The 14,644-nt window shown below is 63.2% G+C and carries 14 protein-coding genes and 1 pseudogene; 9 read left to right on the forward strand and 6 right to left on the reverse strand.

The features are described from left to right. The first annotated feature begins 106 nt into the window (after positions 1 to 106). On the forward strand, positions 107 to 1,648 hold the full coding sequence (glpD, locus tag AB6804_RS18410) for a glycerol-3-phosphate dehydrogenase (protein ID WP_370887658.1): 1,542 nt from the start codon (positions 107 to 109) through the stop codon (positions 1,646 to 1,648). Between the two features lie 4 nt (positions 1,649 to 1,652). Here the strand turns inward: glpD and AB6804_RS18415 are convergent, their stop codons facing one another. Beyond that, positions 1,653 to 2,114 carry a hypothetical protein gene (locus AB6804_RS18415; protein WP_370887659.1) on the reverse strand — a complete coding sequence of 154 codons (462 nt, stop codon included), beginning with the start codon at positions 2,112 to 2,114 and terminating at the stop codon, positions 1,653 to 1,655. A gap of 152 nt (positions 2,115 to 2,266) precedes the next feature. Between AB6804_RS18415 and AB6804_RS18420 the strand changes: the two genes are divergently transcribed. The 3 genes from AB6804_RS18420 to AB6804_RS18430 all read left to right on the forward strand — a co-directional run bounded on the left by AB6804_RS18420 (position 2,267) and on the right by AB6804_RS18430 (position 4,260). Then, positions 2,267 to 2,773, forward strand: coding sequence for a ferritin-like domain-containing protein (locus AB6804_RS18420; protein ID WP_035970036.1), 507 nt, complete (start codon positions 2,267 to 2,269; stop codon positions 2,771 to 2,773). 272 nt (positions 2,774 to 3,045) lie between these two features. Then, positions 3,046 to 3,915, forward strand: coding sequence for a manganese catalase family protein (locus AB6804_RS18425; RefSeq protein ID WP_188885344.1), 870 nt, complete (start codon positions 3,046 to 3,048; stop codon positions 3,913 to 3,915). 90 nt (positions 3,916 to 4,005) lie between these two features. Beyond that, positions 4,006 to 4,260 (forward strand): DUF378 domain-containing protein, encoded by a 255-nt coding sequence (locus AB6804_RS18430; protein ID WP_035968788.1) that lies wholly within the window; start codon positions 4,006 to 4,008, stop codon positions 4,258 to 4,260. A 51-nt stretch (positions 4,261 to 4,311) separates the two neighbouring features. Here the strand turns inward: AB6804_RS18430 and AB6804_RS18435 are convergent. Then, positions 4,312 to 4,823 (reverse strand): annotated as a pseudogene (locus tag AB6804_RS18435) (phosphatidylserine decarboxylase); the annotation flags it as partial. 364 nt (positions 4,824 to 5,187) lie between these two features. Here AB6804_RS18435 and AB6804_RS18440 point away from each other — a divergent pair. Beyond that, positions 5,188 to 5,790 (forward strand): hypothetical protein, encoded by a 603-nt coding sequence (locus AB6804_RS18440; RefSeq protein WP_370887660.1) that lies wholly within the window; start codon positions 5,188 to 5,190, stop codon positions 5,788 to 5,790. Between the two features lie 53 nt (positions 5,791 to 5,843). Beyond that, positions 5,844 to 6,428 carry a hemerythrin domain-containing protein gene (locus AB6804_RS18445; protein ID WP_035968785.1) on the forward strand — a complete coding sequence of 195 codons (585 nt, stop codon included), beginning with the start codon at positions 5,844 to 5,846 and terminating at the stop codon, positions 6,426 to 6,428. A gap of 34 nt (positions 6,429 to 6,462) precedes the next feature. Here the strand turns inward: AB6804_RS18445 and AB6804_RS18450 are convergent, their stop codons facing one another. The 4 genes from AB6804_RS18450 to AB6804_RS18465 all read right to left on the reverse strand — a co-directional run bounded on the left by AB6804_RS18450 (position 6,463) and on the right by AB6804_RS18465 (position 10,884). After that, positions 6,463 to 8,781 (reverse strand): FdhF/YdeP family oxidoreductase, encoded by a 2,319-nt coding sequence (locus AB6804_RS18450; RefSeq protein WP_370887661.1) that lies wholly within the window; start codon positions 8,779 to 8,781, stop codon positions 6,463 to 6,465. A gap of 139 nt (positions 8,782 to 8,920) precedes the next feature. Further along, positions 8,921 to 9,418, reverse strand: a complete 498-nt coding sequence (locus AB6804_RS18455; RefSeq protein ID WP_244796616.1) for a ferritin-like domain-containing protein — start codon at positions 9,416 to 9,418, stop codon at positions 8,921 to 8,923. Positions 9,419 to 9,501: 83 nt separating this feature from the next. Then, positions 9,502 to 10,347 carry an ammonia-dependent NAD(+) synthetase gene (gene nadE / locus AB6804_RS18460; protein WP_370887662.1) on the reverse strand — a complete coding sequence of 282 codons (846 nt, stop codon included), beginning with the start codon at positions 10,345 to 10,347 and terminating at the stop codon, positions 9,502 to 9,504. Between the two features lie 36 nt (positions 10,348 to 10,383). Further along, on the reverse strand, positions 10,384 to 10,884 hold the full coding sequence (locus AB6804_RS18465; RefSeq protein ID WP_035968810.1) for a CinA family protein: 501 nt from the start codon (positions 10,882 to 10,884) through the stop codon (positions 10,384 to 10,386). 169 nt (positions 10,885 to 11,053) lie between these two features. On the opposite strand from AB6804_RS18465, the gene coxB reads away from it, so the two are divergent. The 3 genes from coxB to AB6804_RS18480 are packed head-to-tail and all read left to right on the forward strand — an operon-like array spanning position 11,054 to position 14,633. Next, positions 11,054 to 12,025 (forward strand): cytochrome c oxidase subunit II, encoded by a 972-nt coding sequence (coxB, locus tag AB6804_RS18470; RefSeq protein WP_370887663.1) that lies wholly within the window; start codon positions 11,054 to 11,056, stop codon positions 12,023 to 12,025. Then, positions 12,022 to 13,986: a cytochrome c oxidase subunit I gene (ctaD, locus tag AB6804_RS18475; RefSeq protein ID WP_370887664.1), complete on the forward strand. Its 1,965-nt coding sequence runs from the start codon at positions 12,022 to 12,024 to the stop codon at positions 13,984 to 13,986. Before coxB ends, ctaD begins: the two co-directional genes overlap by 4 nt. Next, complete coding sequence (locus AB6804_RS18480; protein ID WP_244796613.1) at positions 13,983 to 14,633, forward strand: cytochrome c oxidase subunit 3; 651 nt, start codon at positions 13,983 to 13,985, stop codon at positions 14,631 to 14,633. Before ctaD ends, AB6804_RS18480 begins: the two co-directional genes overlap by 4 nt. The last annotated feature ends 11 nt before the right edge of the window (positions 14,634 to 14,644 follow it).

Here is a 14,644-nt window from a genome sequence, read left to right on the forward strand (position 1 = left end):
GTCGCCGAACCGCTATATAGTGACGATTGCACGAAATTGCAGACGCGTTGCAAAAACGTGCAGTCGGACCTATAACGCAGTAACGACGGCGAATACGGGGGAAAGCATGGCTGAGCGCGAGGCACGCGTCGATTGCGACGTTCTCGTGGTGGGCGGCGGGATCAACGGGGCGGGCATCGCGCGGGACCTGTCGGGGCGCGGCGTGCGCGTGATGCTCGTCGAGCAGCACGATCTCGCGCAGCACACGTCATCCGCGAGCACCAAGCTCATTCACGGCGGGCTGCGGTATCTGGAATACGGCGAGTTCGGCCTCGTCAGGAAGGCGCTTCAGGAGCGCGAAGTGCTGCTGTCCGTCGCGCCTCATTTGATCGCGCCGCTGCGGTTCGTCATGCCGCACGTACCCGCGCTGCGCCCCGCGTGGATGATCCGCGCGGGCCTCTTTCTCTATGATCACTTGAGCCGCCGCGCCGTGCTCGAAGGCTCGCGCAGCGTGAATCTGCGAACGCATGTCGCGGGCGCGCCGCTCGTCGACTCCATCAGGCGCGGCTTTATCTATTCCGATGCCGCCGTCGACGACGCGCGCCTCGTCGTGCTCAACGCGCTCGGCGCGCACGAACGCGGTGCGCAGATTGCGACGCGCACGCGCTTCGTTTCGGCGTCGCGCGGCGAGAACGAATGGCGCGTGCTGATCGCCGATGCGGCCGGGCATCAGCGCGAAGTCAGCGCCCGCGCGCTCGTCAATGCCGCGGGCCCGTGGGTCAACGCGCTTTCCGCCGGAGAAACAAGCACGCGTGCGATGCGGCTGGTGAAGGGAAGCCATATCGTCACGCGCAAGCTGTTCGATCACGATCACGCGTACATCCTTCAGAACGACGACCGCCGCATCATCTTCGCGATTCCGTGGCAACGTGATTACACGCTCATCGGCACGACGGATGTCGATTACAAAGGGCCGCTCGCGGACGTGCGCATCGCGCCAGAGGAAATCGATTATCTTTGCGCGGCGGTGAACCGCTATTTTCGGAAGCCCGTTTCAGCGAGCGACGTGGTGTGGTCCTACGCGGGCGTGCGGCCCTTGCTGGCGGACGGTGCGGACGATGCGGCATCGGCCACGCGCGATTACGAGCTTCAACTCGACACGGCCCAAGCGCCGCTGCTCACCATATTCGGCGGCAAGATCACCACGTATCGGCGGCTCGCGGAGGAAGCGGTCGAGCGACTCGCCGGACCGCTTTCGATCACCGCACCCGCATGGACGCATGCCGCGCCGCTTCCCGGCGGCGAGATGCTTCATGCCGACTTCTCGCAGTTCGTGCGCGGTCTCGGCGAGCGGTATCCGTTCTTGCCGCCCGAACTGGCGCAACGCTATGCGCGCGCGTACGGCACGCGCGTCGATGTCATGCTCGCGGGCATCGAGTCGATGCCCGCGCTGGGCGCGCCGCTGACGCCGGGGCTTTACGAAGCAGAGGCGCGCTATCTCGTCGAGCACGAATGGGCGCTGAACGCGGACGATATCCTGTGGCGTCGCACAAAACTGGGACTCGAAGCGAGCAACGAAGACATCGAGAGGCTGGAAGCATGGATATCCGCTCGCCGGCGCGGGCCGGGGCAACTCGGCGACGCGCCGTGCACCCCGCTGTCCGCGTGAGCCTCTAACGCGACGTTTCCGTGCGCAGCAGCCCGGCGACCGCGAAGCCCGCTGCCAGCGCGAGATAAGTCATTGCGAGCGATCGTTCCGAGAGATGCGCCTCGAAGCCCGGCGTGAGGCGCTGCGGCACGACGTGGTAATCGACGACATAGGCCACTGCCGCTGTCGTCGCGGCGGCGGCGATGACCTTGTCGACACGCGGACGCCGCCCGCAAAGCGCTTCGAACAGCACGCCCCAGAACACCGCGCTGCCCAGATGTATGCCTGCGCCGGTCGCCGTGTATTTCGCACTCAGGCCCTCTTCGCGTGGCGCCGTATCGGGCCATAGACAGTGCGCGACCGCGTTGATCGCCGCATACGGACGACGACCCGACGCCGACGCGCCCGCTGCCGCCGCAACCGCCGATGTAATGCCAGCCATTCCGCCCGAGCAGATGGCGCGCATCAATGCGCTATCCGATTTCATTTTCGCCCCTCCTTGATTTGCTCACTGCGAGCAAACACCATTCCGCATTTAGTACGGAATGCGACGTTTCCTGCCAGCGCTCGCGGCACAAAGATTGCGAAATAAGAACTACGCGCGTCTTGTCGCGCCCCATCACTCGTCAGGAGCACATCATGACCGACCCCGCTGAACACCTTCTCGACTGGCTGCGCGACGCTCACGCGATGGAGCAGCAAGCGGAGCAGATGCTCCGCGCGCAGTCCGGCCGCCTGGAACACTATCCCGAACTCAAGGCGCGCATCGATCAGCATCTGGAAGAAACGCTCGGCCAGCAGAAGATCGTTGCGGAATGTATCGAACGTCTCGGCGGCTCGACATCCATCGTCAAGGATCTGACTGCGAAGATGATGGCGTTCGGCCAGGCAGCCGGCGGCATGACGCAGACCGACGAAGTCGTGAAGGGCGCGAACATGAGTTACGTGTTCGAAAACCTGGAGATCGCTTCGTACACGTCGCTCATCGCGGCCGCCGAACGCTGCGGCGATGCGCAAACGAAGGCAGCCTGCGAACGCATCCTGCCGCAGGAGCAGGCGATGGCACAGTGGCTGCTGGAGCATATCCCGCTGATCACCACGCAGTATCTCGATAGGTCTGCCGCTGGTCAGGAAGCGAAGAAATAAAGGCGCGTTGGCACGTGCGTTGCTGTAAGAGAACGCCTGCCCGTCCAACGCTCCGAGGCAGAAGCCGGGCAGGCTCAGTTCACCACGCGGCGTTTGTCAGCCGCATCACGCCAGCGCGAGTTGCAATGCGCTGAGACTCGCGGCACCCAGGGCGTGCGCGACGCATTCGCGTTGCGCGCGCCGCTGCGAGACCCAAGAGATTGATATAAGCCCCATTGCGCGCCTAACCGCCGCAGGGAAGCGTTCGTCCCTAAAAACAAGGAGCCGTTGATATGTTCGTACATAACAAACGCCTGCAATACACCGTCCGCGTGGCTGCGCCGAACCCTGGTCTTGCCAATCTGATGCTGGAACAGTTCGGGGGTCCGCAGGGTGAACTGGCCGCTGCAATGCGTTACTTCACGCAAGCAGTCACCGAAGACGACGCAGGCCGCAAGGATTTGCTGTTCGATATCGCCACCGAAGAACTGAGCCACCTGGAAGTCATCGGCAGCATCGTCGCGATGCTGAATAAGGGTGCGAAGGGCACGCTGGCGGAGGCCGTCGAGGAAGAGGCGGAGCTGTATCGCACCATCACGAACAACGGCAACGATTCGCATACCACGTCCATCCTGTATGGCGCGGGCGCACCGCTGACGAACTCGGCCGGCGTGCCGTGGACGGCTGCATACATCGATACCATCGGTGATCCGACCGCCGACCTGCGCTCGAACATCGCGGCCGAATCGCGCGCGAAGATCGTCTACGAGCGTCTCATCAACGTCACCGACGATCCCGGCATCAAGGACGCGCTCGGCTTCCTGATGACGCGTGAAATCGCGCATCAGAAGTCGTTCGAGAAGGCGCTGCATTCGATTCAGCCGAACTTCCCGCAAGGCAAGCTGCCGGGCAAGCCGGAGTTCACGAGTGTGTACTTCAACATGTCGAAGGGTGAAGACATGCGCGGCCCGTGGAACGAGGGCGGCGACTGGGAGTTCGTCGCGGATCCGCAGCCGGCTGTCGATGGCGGCGACGGCACCGCGAGCGTGCAGGTGACGCAAACCGAAGTCGAAGCGCTGCAGGCTCTCGCCACCCGCACCGCTTCCGATCCGACGTCGGATCCGACCACGGGCGCCGATCTCGGCTCGGGTCAGGCAAGCTAAAGCAGTCGTTTGAAAGTCGATGCCGCCTCCACCGAGGCGGCATCGACGAAAGTAAGGGCTGTCCAATAATCGTCTATATGGAGTTTAGTCATGCCAACTGTTTCTTCGAATGGTACCGTCGCGGTTCGCCGCAGCCCGGTCGACTGGATCGCCGGTGCGCTCGTCATCATCGGCGCGCTGAACTGGGGTCTTGTAGGTCTTCTGAACTTCGATCTCGTCGCGGCTATCTTCGGCGCGGGATCGCCGGGTGCGCGTATTGTTTATATTCTGGTCGGGCTGGCAGGCATCTACTCACTCGTTCGGGCTTTCATGCCGGCGCGCGAGCATGGTCTTGCACATCGCTGATAAACGCGCCGCGCGTTGCTTTCCCCGATAACGCGCGGCGCATCCTTTTTTTCAACGCGCCGTGGCGAGATGCGCGTTGACCTTGACCGGCGAGTCGTCTTTGCTGAACGGCGGTTGCACGACGAGGCTGTCGATCACGCCGGGCCTGAAGATGAGGCACATCGAAGAGCCGCCGTACTGGAAGTAGCCCAACTCGTCGCCCTTGCGCACACGTTGCCCCGGCGGCGCCTCGATCATGCATGACGATACCTCCGCCATGCGAGTGACCACACACCCGACTTCACCGATAGCCGGATCGTCGCAATCGATCACGATGACCGCGCGTGGCGCAACAGCGCTGATATAGCCTTGCGAGTCGTTGAGGCCGTCGGGGCCTTCGCTCTCCGATTCCGCGTCCGAGTAATACGTGCCGTCGACCAGGTACGCTTTCACGATGGTCCCGCTGACCGGCGCGTGCCAGCGATGGGAATGAAACGCGCTCAGGAACGCCTGATAGATCGTGCCGCCACGAAACGTTCGGCCAGCGCCGTCTCCTTCGCCGTGAAGATTTCCTTCAGCGAATACGCTTACGACTTGATCTCGCGAGCGCTTCACCGATGGCACGCGCGAAGTTCATACGGATGACCGGGTCTCCGCGTATGAGCGATGCGAAGTTCTGGATCACGCTACTCGTCTTTGCCGTCGCCGCGCGCTGCTTCGCGTGCGCGGGGAATTCCTTGGCCACGCGACGGCTTCTTCCTGTTCTGGAAGCCGGCCGCCGAGCCGTTGCCTCTGTGTTTCCATTCGTACATGCCCCCTTGAGCGCGACGCGCCGATCCAAGCGCCGGGCACGGGCCATACCTCGCTCGGGCATACCCCAGCAGGAAGCGGAATGCCCCTTGCTTTGAAGGTCGACGTCCCCCGCCTTCCCTGCAAAGAGGTGAATCCATGAGCGACGCCCCGTTCCCGTTTCCAAAGTCTCCATCCGCACAGCGCGAATCGCGCAGCAAACCAACGTCGATTGCGCGCGGGCTCGGCTGGTACAGCCTCGCGCTCGGCGCTGCAGAGCTGCTTGCTCCGAACGCCGTCGCTCGCGCGGCTGGCGTGCGCACGAATTCCGCGCTCATGCGTCTCTACGGGCTGCGTGAGATTGCATGCGGCATCGGCATTCTGATGTCGCGCAACCCCGCGCCTTACCTGTGGGCGCGCGTCGGCGGCGATGTGCTCGATCTGGCGACGCTCGCTTCCGCATCCGACATGAGTCGAGAGGACAGCCGCACGCATGCGCTCGGGGCGATCGTGAATGTCGTGGGCGTCACGGCGCTCGACGTGCATACGGCCTTGTCACTATCGAAGCCCGACGACGAAGAGTCGCAGATGCGTACTCAACGCTATGTGTCGATGTATCGAAACCGCAGCGGCTTTCCGCGTGCGCCGGGCGCGATGCGCGGCGAAGCGCGGCGCACCTTCGAAACGCCGCGCGACATGCGCGCGCCGGATGCGCTGTTGCCCTACACGCATCCGCGTTTCAAGGAAGCCAAGAGCGCCTGACCTTCATAAAAACCGACACGTCCCCCTCTACAAGCGAAGGAGTCACCGTGGATATGCCCTCTGTCTCGCCCTCCATCACGACGATGATCCGCATGGATCACACGCACGTCATGGCCGCTTTTCATCGCTATCACGCAGACAGTCCGTGGTGGAGAAAGCGCGCCATCGTCGAACTCGCCTGCACTGCGCTTGAAATACATGCGCAGCTCGAAGAAGAAATCTTCTATCCCGCACTCGGCGAAGCGTTGCCGGGCGACGACACGCTCGCGAAGAGCAAGCCTGAACACGACAAGATGCGGGAAGACATCGCGAAGCTTCGAGCGATGGGTCCCGACGATGCCGCCTACGACGCGCGCTTTATGCAACTGATGCGCGAAGTGATTCATCACGTCGCGGATGAAGAGACCGTGCTGCTGCCTACCGCCGAGCGCGCGCTGGCTTCGCGGCTCTCCGAGCTCGGGGCCCGCATGACGAAGCGCAGGATGCAGCTCGTCGGACAGAAGCAGCCCGCGGCGATCGCGGCGAACACAATGGGCACGTTCCCCCTCGCATCGCTCGCGCTGGTTTCGCTCGGGGCGCTTGCCATCGCGCATTGCCTGAAGCCGGCAGCGCCGCGCCGGACGAAGCATTACGCATGAAGCGTCGCGTTCGACAGCACGACGCCGCGTGACTTCAAGCTGCGCGCGGCGTCCCGTTCACTTCGACGATATGCACCGGGATCGACTTGGCCGCCGGCACCTTGCTCTCCTTCGCGTAATGCCATAGCGGCAGAAGCGGGTTGCACTCCGGGTAGTAACCGGCGATGCAGCCGACCGGAATGTCATACGGCTGGATGCGCAGGCCCGCGACGCGCCGTTCGAAGCCGTCGTCGGCAATGGTCTGCACGGTCACGCGATCATCTTTCCTGAGACCGTGAGCCTGCATGTCGGCCTCGCACATGAAGATCACCATGCGGTCGTCGCTGATGCCGCGAAAGCGGTCGTCCAGCTTGTAGATCGTCGTGTTGAACTGGCTATCGCTGCGAAGCGTCATCAGCCGCAACGCCTGCACATCGCGCTCGGGCATGTCCGGATCTTCGCCGATGGATTCCGGCACGAGGAACTCGGCCTTGCCGCTCTTCGTCTGCCATTTGCGTTCGCGTGCGGGCAGATCGCGCGGAAAGCCGCCGGGCGTCCACATGCGCTCGTTGAAATCGTGGAAGGTGTCGGGATAGGTCTTCGCAATCTCATCGCGCACGAGCGCATAGTCGCCGACCCAGCCGTCCCAGTCCACGGTCGAGCGTTGGCCGAGCGTCTGTTTCGCCAGTCCCGCGACGATATACGGCTCGGAACGCGCATCGGCCGACGCGGGCTCCGCGACACCGCGCGAGCCGTGGATGCAGCCGGTGCTGTCTTCCATCGACACGGCCTGCGGGCCGCTTCCCTGTGTATCGATCTCGATGCGGCTCAGGCACGGCAGGATATACGACTTCTTGCCGTGCACGAGATGACTGCGATTGAGCTTGGTCGCGATATTCACGGTGAGCTTGAGATCGCGCCACGCCGGCTCGATGCGCAAGCGGTCCGGCACCGAGCGCACGAGATTGCCGCCGAGATTGATGACCGCGTTCACCTTGCCGTCGAGCATCGCCTCGAATGCCTCGACGATATTCATGCCCTTCTCGCGGGGCGGCTCGAAGCCGAACTGGCTTGCGAGCTTGTCGAGCGGCGCAAGTTCCGGCTTCTCGGTGATGCCGACCGTGCGCTGCCCCTGCACATTCGAATGCCCCCGCACCGGCGACGGCCCCGCGCCCGGCTTGCCCACGTTGCCGCGCAGGAAGAGCAAATTGCACAGCATCCGCACGTTTTGCACGCCCTCCCTGTGCTGCGTCATGCCCATGCCGTAATGCGCCATGACGGCGCTCGCGCGCATGTACTCGTCGGCGGCGGCTTCGAGATCGCGGCGCGCAAGGCCCGATACCCGTTCGATATCGTCCCACGATGCAGCGCGGACATAATCCGCAAACGCTTCGAAGCCCACCGTATGCTGCTCGATGAATTCTGTATCGAGAATGCGCGGCTCGCCGCTCTCTTTCGCGCGATCGTCCGCATGAATGACGGTCTTGCAGATGCCGAGCAGCGCCGCCGTATCGCCGCCCGTCTTCACCTGATGATATTGCGTGCTGATGACCGTATGCGCGGGCGTCATCATTTCCACCGGCGATTGCGGATTCACGAACTGCAGCAAGCCCGGTTCGCGCAGCGGATTGAACGTGATGATCGGCACGCCGCGCTTGCGTGCGTCTTGCAATTGATGCAGCATGCGCGGGCTGTTGGTGCCGACGTTCTGCCCGATGAAGAACATCAGATCGGTTTTCTCGAAGTCGTCGAGCGTGATGGTGCCGACGCCTACGCCGATCGCTTCCTTCAGTCCGACGCTCGTGCTCTCGTGGCACATGTTCGAGCTATCGGGAAGATTGTTGGTGCCGTACATGCGCGCGAACAACTGGAACATGTAGGACGTTTCGAGCGATGCGCGCCCCGACGCATAGAACACGACGCTGTTCGGATCGAAGCCGCGCAGCTCGCGGCCGATGTCTTCGAACGCTTCTTCCCAACTCACGCTTAGGTACTTGTCGGTGGCAGCGTCATAGCGCAATGGCGCGGTAAGACGTCCGGCTTCTTCCAGGTCGTGGTCATGCCATGCGCAAAGCTGCGTGACCGTGTGAAGTTCGAAGAACTGCGGCGTCATGCGCTTCGCGGTCAGATCCCAGGCGGTGGCCTTCGCGCCGCTCTCGCAGAACTCGAACACGTGGGGATCGGCGGGTTTGGCCCACGAACAGCTCACGCACGCGAAGCCGTCCGGTTTGTTCTGCTTGAGGAGGACCGTCGCATCCTTGAGCGGGACTTTCTCCTGAGCAAGCACGGTCGCGACCGCCTTGAGCGAGCCCCAGCCGCCGGATGAAAAGGGATACGCTTCGCTCTTGCGGGCGCCATTGTCGGAGTCGGCCATGTCATGCCTCGCGCGTTGTGGGTTGTGCTTTGTAGTCGCGAAAGCAAGAGATATTCCCTTTCTAACGGCCTGCTATCGAAAACCAAAAAAAACGCGCCGGCGATGCGGCGCGTCTCACGGCTGATCCGACATCGGCGCGTTAGCCCGCAGCCTTGGTTTCTTCGGCAAGTTGCGCCTTTGCGAGCTGGGTCAGCTTCTCATCGGTCGACTTTTCTTCCTGCAGCGTTTCGAGAAGCAGGTTCATCGCCTCTTCCTGGCCGAGCTGCTTCGCGAGCGTGGCGAGCGTGCCGTACGTCGCGATCTCGTAGTGCTCGACCTTTTGCGCAGCGCCGATCAGTGCGGCATCGCGAATCGGGCCTTGTTCGAAGTCTTCGATCTGCTCCTGGCCTTCCTCGACCAGCCCTTCCATCGCTACGCACTTGATGCGCTTGAGCTTGAACCCGGTTACCTCGACGACCTTGTCGATCCGTTCGATCTGACCATTCGTCTCTTCCAGATGCTGCTGGAATGCCTGCTTCAACTGCTCGTTGGTGCTGGCGCGTGCGAGCTTCGGCAGCGCCTTCGTCAATTGCTTCTCCGCGCTATACACATCCGATAGCGAATGAATGAAGAGGTCCTGCAAGGTTTTCGATGCCATGTTGCCTCCATTGCGAAGTGAGTTGGGTTCAGACAGGCTTGCAGCCATCGTGCGGCTTTCGTTTTGCAATCACCGTTCCAGCGTCAGCCGCGCGGCAATTCGACGGGAAGCGCCCGCTTGTGACGCGTTGCCGTATAGAACCGGCGAATCGTCGTGAGCACTTCGCCGCTGACTTCCTTGCCTTCCAGGAAGTCGTCGATGTTTTCATATGAGATGCCGTAGCTATCCTCGTCCGGCCGTTGCGGCGTGAGCGTTTCGAGATCGGCTGTCGGCACCTTCATCACGAGACGTTCATCGGCGCCCATCGCGCGCGCGAGCGCTCGCACGCGGCGCTTCGTCAGGCCCGACAGCGGCAGGATGTCCGCGCCGCCATCGCCGTACTTCGTGAAGAAGCCCATCAGCGATTCAGCCGCGTGATCGGTGCCGACGACGACGCCGCGCCGCGCGCCCCCTATCGCGTATTGCGCGATCATCCGCTCGCGCGCCTTGATGTTGCCGAGCACGAAGTCTTCCTGGAAATCGTCGCTGTACTGCGCGCCGCCCTGCTTGAGCGCCGCGAGCATCTCGTCCGATGGACCCTTCACATTGACCGTGTAACTTTCATCGGGACGGATGAACTGGAGCGCGAGCTGCGCGTCGTCCTCGTCGCGCTGCGTGCCGTAGGGCAGCCGCACCGCGACGAAATGCGCCTCGTAACCGCCGGCGCGCAAACGCTCCACGCTCAATTGCGCGAGCCGCCCCGCCGTCGACGAATCCACGCCGCCGCTGATGCCGAGCACGTAAGTGCGAAGCCCGCTCGACTTCAGATAGTCCGCCAGAAACGCGACGCGCCGCTCGAGCTCGGCGTCGGCATCGAAGTGATCGCGCACGCCCAGTTCCTCGATGACTTGCCGCTGCCACTGCTGCATATCGCCGTCGTTGTTCTGCATGCTCGCCTCCGGTTGCGTTCGTTGAGTGTCCGAGGTTCAGTGCCGCGGCAGACGGTCGTAGTAGTGCTCGATGCGCGACAGCGCGTAATGCGCCGCGGCGCTACGAACCTCGTTGCGGTCGCCGTCGAATACCTTCGTTTCGCTGAAGGTCACGACTTGCCCGTCGCGCAGCTTGTATGACCATGCGAAGCATTGCGTGCCGGCCGGCGGCCCGTCTCCCGGCGGCTCGTCGGCGACACCCGTGTTCGACACGGCGACATCCGCGCAGCACGCTTCCTGTTTCAGCGCGCCTTCCGACATCTCGCGTGCGACTTCCTCGCTCGTCAGGCCGTATTGCTTCATGGTTTCTTCGCGCACGCCGAGAAAGCCGGCCTTGCCTGTCGGCGAATAAGTCACGAAGCCGACATCGAGGCAACTGCCGCTTCCCGGCACCGACGAAACCAGCGATGCGATATAGCCCGCCGTGCACGACTCCGCCGTCGCAAGCATCAAGCCACGGGAGCTGAGAAAAGAAACGACTTGTCTGGCGATATCCATGCTGTCCGACCTCCATTCATGTTGCTGATGATCCGCTTGCAATGCGCTTGCAGCGATTCGGACCGAGCAAACCGCGCTCCACATGCCGCGCGTCCATGGAATGTCTATTGCTTTTACGCGTCGAACCGCCCTGTGAGGCTGGACATACAACCATAATGAGAACGCTTTTATGAATCCGGCAGCCATGCAGAGCGCGTTTAGTCCAGCGGGCATCCAGGCCAGCCGCGTGCTCGACCTCTGGCATCTGACGCTCACGGTCTGCTGCATCGTCTTTGCGGCGGTGCTGCTCGCCTGCATGATCGCGTTGCTGCGTGCGCCGCGCGGCACGCAGTCGACGCCGGCTGATCTGAGCGGCAATGAACGGCCCGAACGGGGCATCAGCCGCTCCGTGATAGCGGGGACGATCGTCTCGGCGGCGCTGCTCGTCGGGCTTCTGGTGGCCGACGTCCTCACCGATCGCGCGCTGTCGCGGCTGCCGGTCGACAACGCGCTGCATATCGAAGTGACGGGGTATCAATGGTGGTGGCAGGCGCGCTATGCGCCCGAAGGCGGCGCCGAAGGATTCACGCTGGCGAACGAGCTGCACGTACCGGTCGGAAGGCCGGTTGTAGTGTCGCTCGTCGCGGGCGATGTCATTCATACATTCTGGGTACCTAATTTACACGGGAAGAAGGACATGATTCCCGGCCAGCAGACGACCATCGCGTTTCGTGCGGATCGCGCGGGGGCGTATCGCGGGCAATGCGCCGAATTCTGCGGCTACGAGCACGCGTTGATGGCGTTCTCGGTCGTCGCCGATCCGCCTGCGCAGTACGAAGCGTGGGCGGCGCGGCAGCGTCAGGCCGCGCCCGTGCCGCCCGACGCGCTCGCCCGCCAGGGACGCGATGTCTTCCTGAACAACGACTGCGCACGGTGTCACGCAGTTCGCGGCACGCCGGCCAACGGCTCGCTCGGTCCCGACCTCACGCATCTCGCGAGCAGGCAGACCATTGCGGCGGGCACGCTCGTCAACGATGCAAAGAATCTGTCCGCGTGGATCGCCGATCCGCCCGCGCACAAGCCCGGCGTGATGATGCCGGCGACGCGGCTTTCCCCGCCCGACCTTCAGGCTCTCGTCACCTGGCTAGGCACGCTGAAATGAGCGACAACCGATCTCCGTTGGGCTACAGCGCATCCGATGCGAACGGCTCGCGCCCCGTCGATGGCCCGCACGCGCCCGAGTCCGTGCGCCGCGCGCTGGCGCAAACATGGAGCGATCCGCCGGGTTTCATCGGCGCATTGAAGGCGCTCAATCACAAGACCATCGCGCGGCGCTTCATCGTCACGACGTTCGTGTTCTTCGTGCTGGCGGGCATCCTTTCGCTCGTCATGCGGACGCAGCTTGCGCGGCCCGATGCGCGGCTCATCGGTCCCAATCTGTACAACGAACTCTTCACGATGCACGGCACCACGATGATGTTCCTGTTCGCCGTGCCGGTAATGCAAGCCGTCGCCGCGTATCTCGTGCCGCTGATGATCGGCGCGCGCAGCATCGCGTTTCCGCGCATGAATGCGTATGCGTACTGGGTATTTCTGTTCGGCGGAATACTGTTGTTCGGCTCGCTCGCGCTCAACAGCGCGCCGGCTGCGGGTTGGTTCAGCTATGTCCCGCTCGCGGGCCCCGACTATTCGCCGGGCAAAGGCTCCGACATCTGGGCGCAGATGATCACCTTCACGGAGCTATCGGGTCTGCTCGAAGCCATCGTCCTCATCACGACGATCTTCAAGATGCGCGCGCCGGGCATGTCGCTCAACCGCATGCCGCTTTTCGTCTGGGCGACGCTCGTCACGCAGTTCATGGTCATCTTCGCGATGCCATCCATCATGCTGTGCAGCACCGCGCTGATCCTCGACCGTCTCGTCGGCACGCACTTCTATAACCCGGCGAAGGGCGGCGACGTGCTGCTCTGGCAGCATCTTTTCTGGTTCTTCGGGCATCCCGAGGTCTATCTCATCTTCATCCCGCCGCTCGGCTTCATCTCGTCGATCATTCCGACCTTCGCGCGCCGCCCCGTGTTCGGTTATCCCGCGATGGTCCTCGCGCTGATCGGCACCGCGTTCCTCGCGTTCGGCTTGTGGGTGCATCACATGTTCGCGACGAACCTCCCCGAGCTCGGCAAGAGCTTCTTCACGGCGGCGAGCCTGATGATCGCGATTCCTTCGGGTCTTCAAATCTTCTGCTGGATCGGCACGCTATGGACGGGCCGCCTGCATCTGCGCACGCCGCTGCTGTTCGTGCTCGCGTTCTTCTTCATCCTCGTGATCGGCGGGATGACCGGCGTCATGGTCGCGTCGGTGCCGCTCGACCTGCAAGTGCACGATACGTACTTCGTCGTCGCGCATCTGCATTACGTGCTGATCGGCGGGGCGGTGTTTCCGCTCTTCGGCGCGTTCTTCTACTGGTTCCCCAAGTTCGCGGGCCGCATGCTCTCGGAGCGGCTCGGACGCTGGCAGTTCTGGCTGTTCTTCATCGGCTTCAACGTCACCTTTTTTCCGATGCATCTGCTCGGTTTGCATGGCATGCCGCGCCGCGTATGGACGTATCCGTCCGGCATGGGGTGGGACGGCATGAACTTCGCCGCCACCATCGGCGCGTGGACCATCGCGGTCAGCGTGCTGCTATTTATCGTCAACGTGGTGCTGACGCTGCGGCGCGGAGAACAGGCGCCCGCCGATCCGTGGGGCGCGGGCACGCTCGAATGGAGCGTGCCGTCGCCGCCGCCGCCGCATAACTTCGATGCGGTGCCCGTCGTGCATGGCCGCGATCCGCTCTGGGAAGCGGGTGCGCAGCCGCGCTTCGTCGGAGGGCTCGCCGCCGACGCGCGGGAAGTGCTCGTGACGAGCGTGCTGGATGCGAAGCCGGACCATCGGCCGCTGTTTCCATCGCCTTCGATCTGGCCGTTCATCAGCGCGGTGGCAACGACGGTGCTCTTCATCTGGTCGATCTTTACGCCGTGGGCGGTCGTGTATGCGTCGCTGCCCGTCGCCGTGGCGATGATCCTGTGGTTCTGGCCGAAGCGTGCGAGCAACGCATTCGCCGCTGCACGGGAGCAGCGTCCATGAGCGCGACCGGCGATCTCAAGAGCCCGCATACGCGTCCCGACGATGCGCGGCCGTCGGAATATCTGCTCGATGTTCGCGATCTGCCGACGTTCGCATTCGGGCATCGCAGCCTGATGTGGTGGGCTACGGGCGGATTGATGCTGATCGAAGGCACGGTGTTCGGCATCGGCATCATGATGTACTTCTATCTGCGCACTCACGCCCCCGCGTGGCCGATGGCCGCCGATGCGCCCGAACTGCGCTGGGGCACGCTGAATACGTTGATCCTGCTCGCGAGCCTGTTGCCGAATCAGCTCGCGAAGCGTGCGGCGGAACGTAGCGATCGCGGCGCGGCGAAGCTATGGATGACGGTCTGCCTGCTGATGTCGTTCGCGTTTCTCGTCGTGCGCGGCCTTGAATTTGCGACGCTCAACGTGAGCTGGTATGCAAACGCGTATGGATCGGTCGTGTGGCTGCTGCTCGGATTGCACACGACGCACCTGATTACCGACACCATCGACACCGCCGTGCTCACGGTGCTCCTGTTCACGGGGCCGTTCGAAAGCAAGCGCTTCGTCGATGTCAGCGAGAATGCGATCTACTGGTACTTCGTCGTCCTGAGCTGGCTGCCGATGTATGGCGTCATCTACTGGGCGTCGCGTTTTTAGTGTGGTCACGA

Origin of the sequence: Caballeronia sp. RCC_10, assembly GCF_041360715.1 — a bacterium.
In the GTDB taxonomy this organism is placed as follows: Bacteria; Pseudomonadota; Gammaproteobacteria; order Burkholderiales; family Burkholderiaceae; genus Caballeronia; species Caballeronia grimmiae.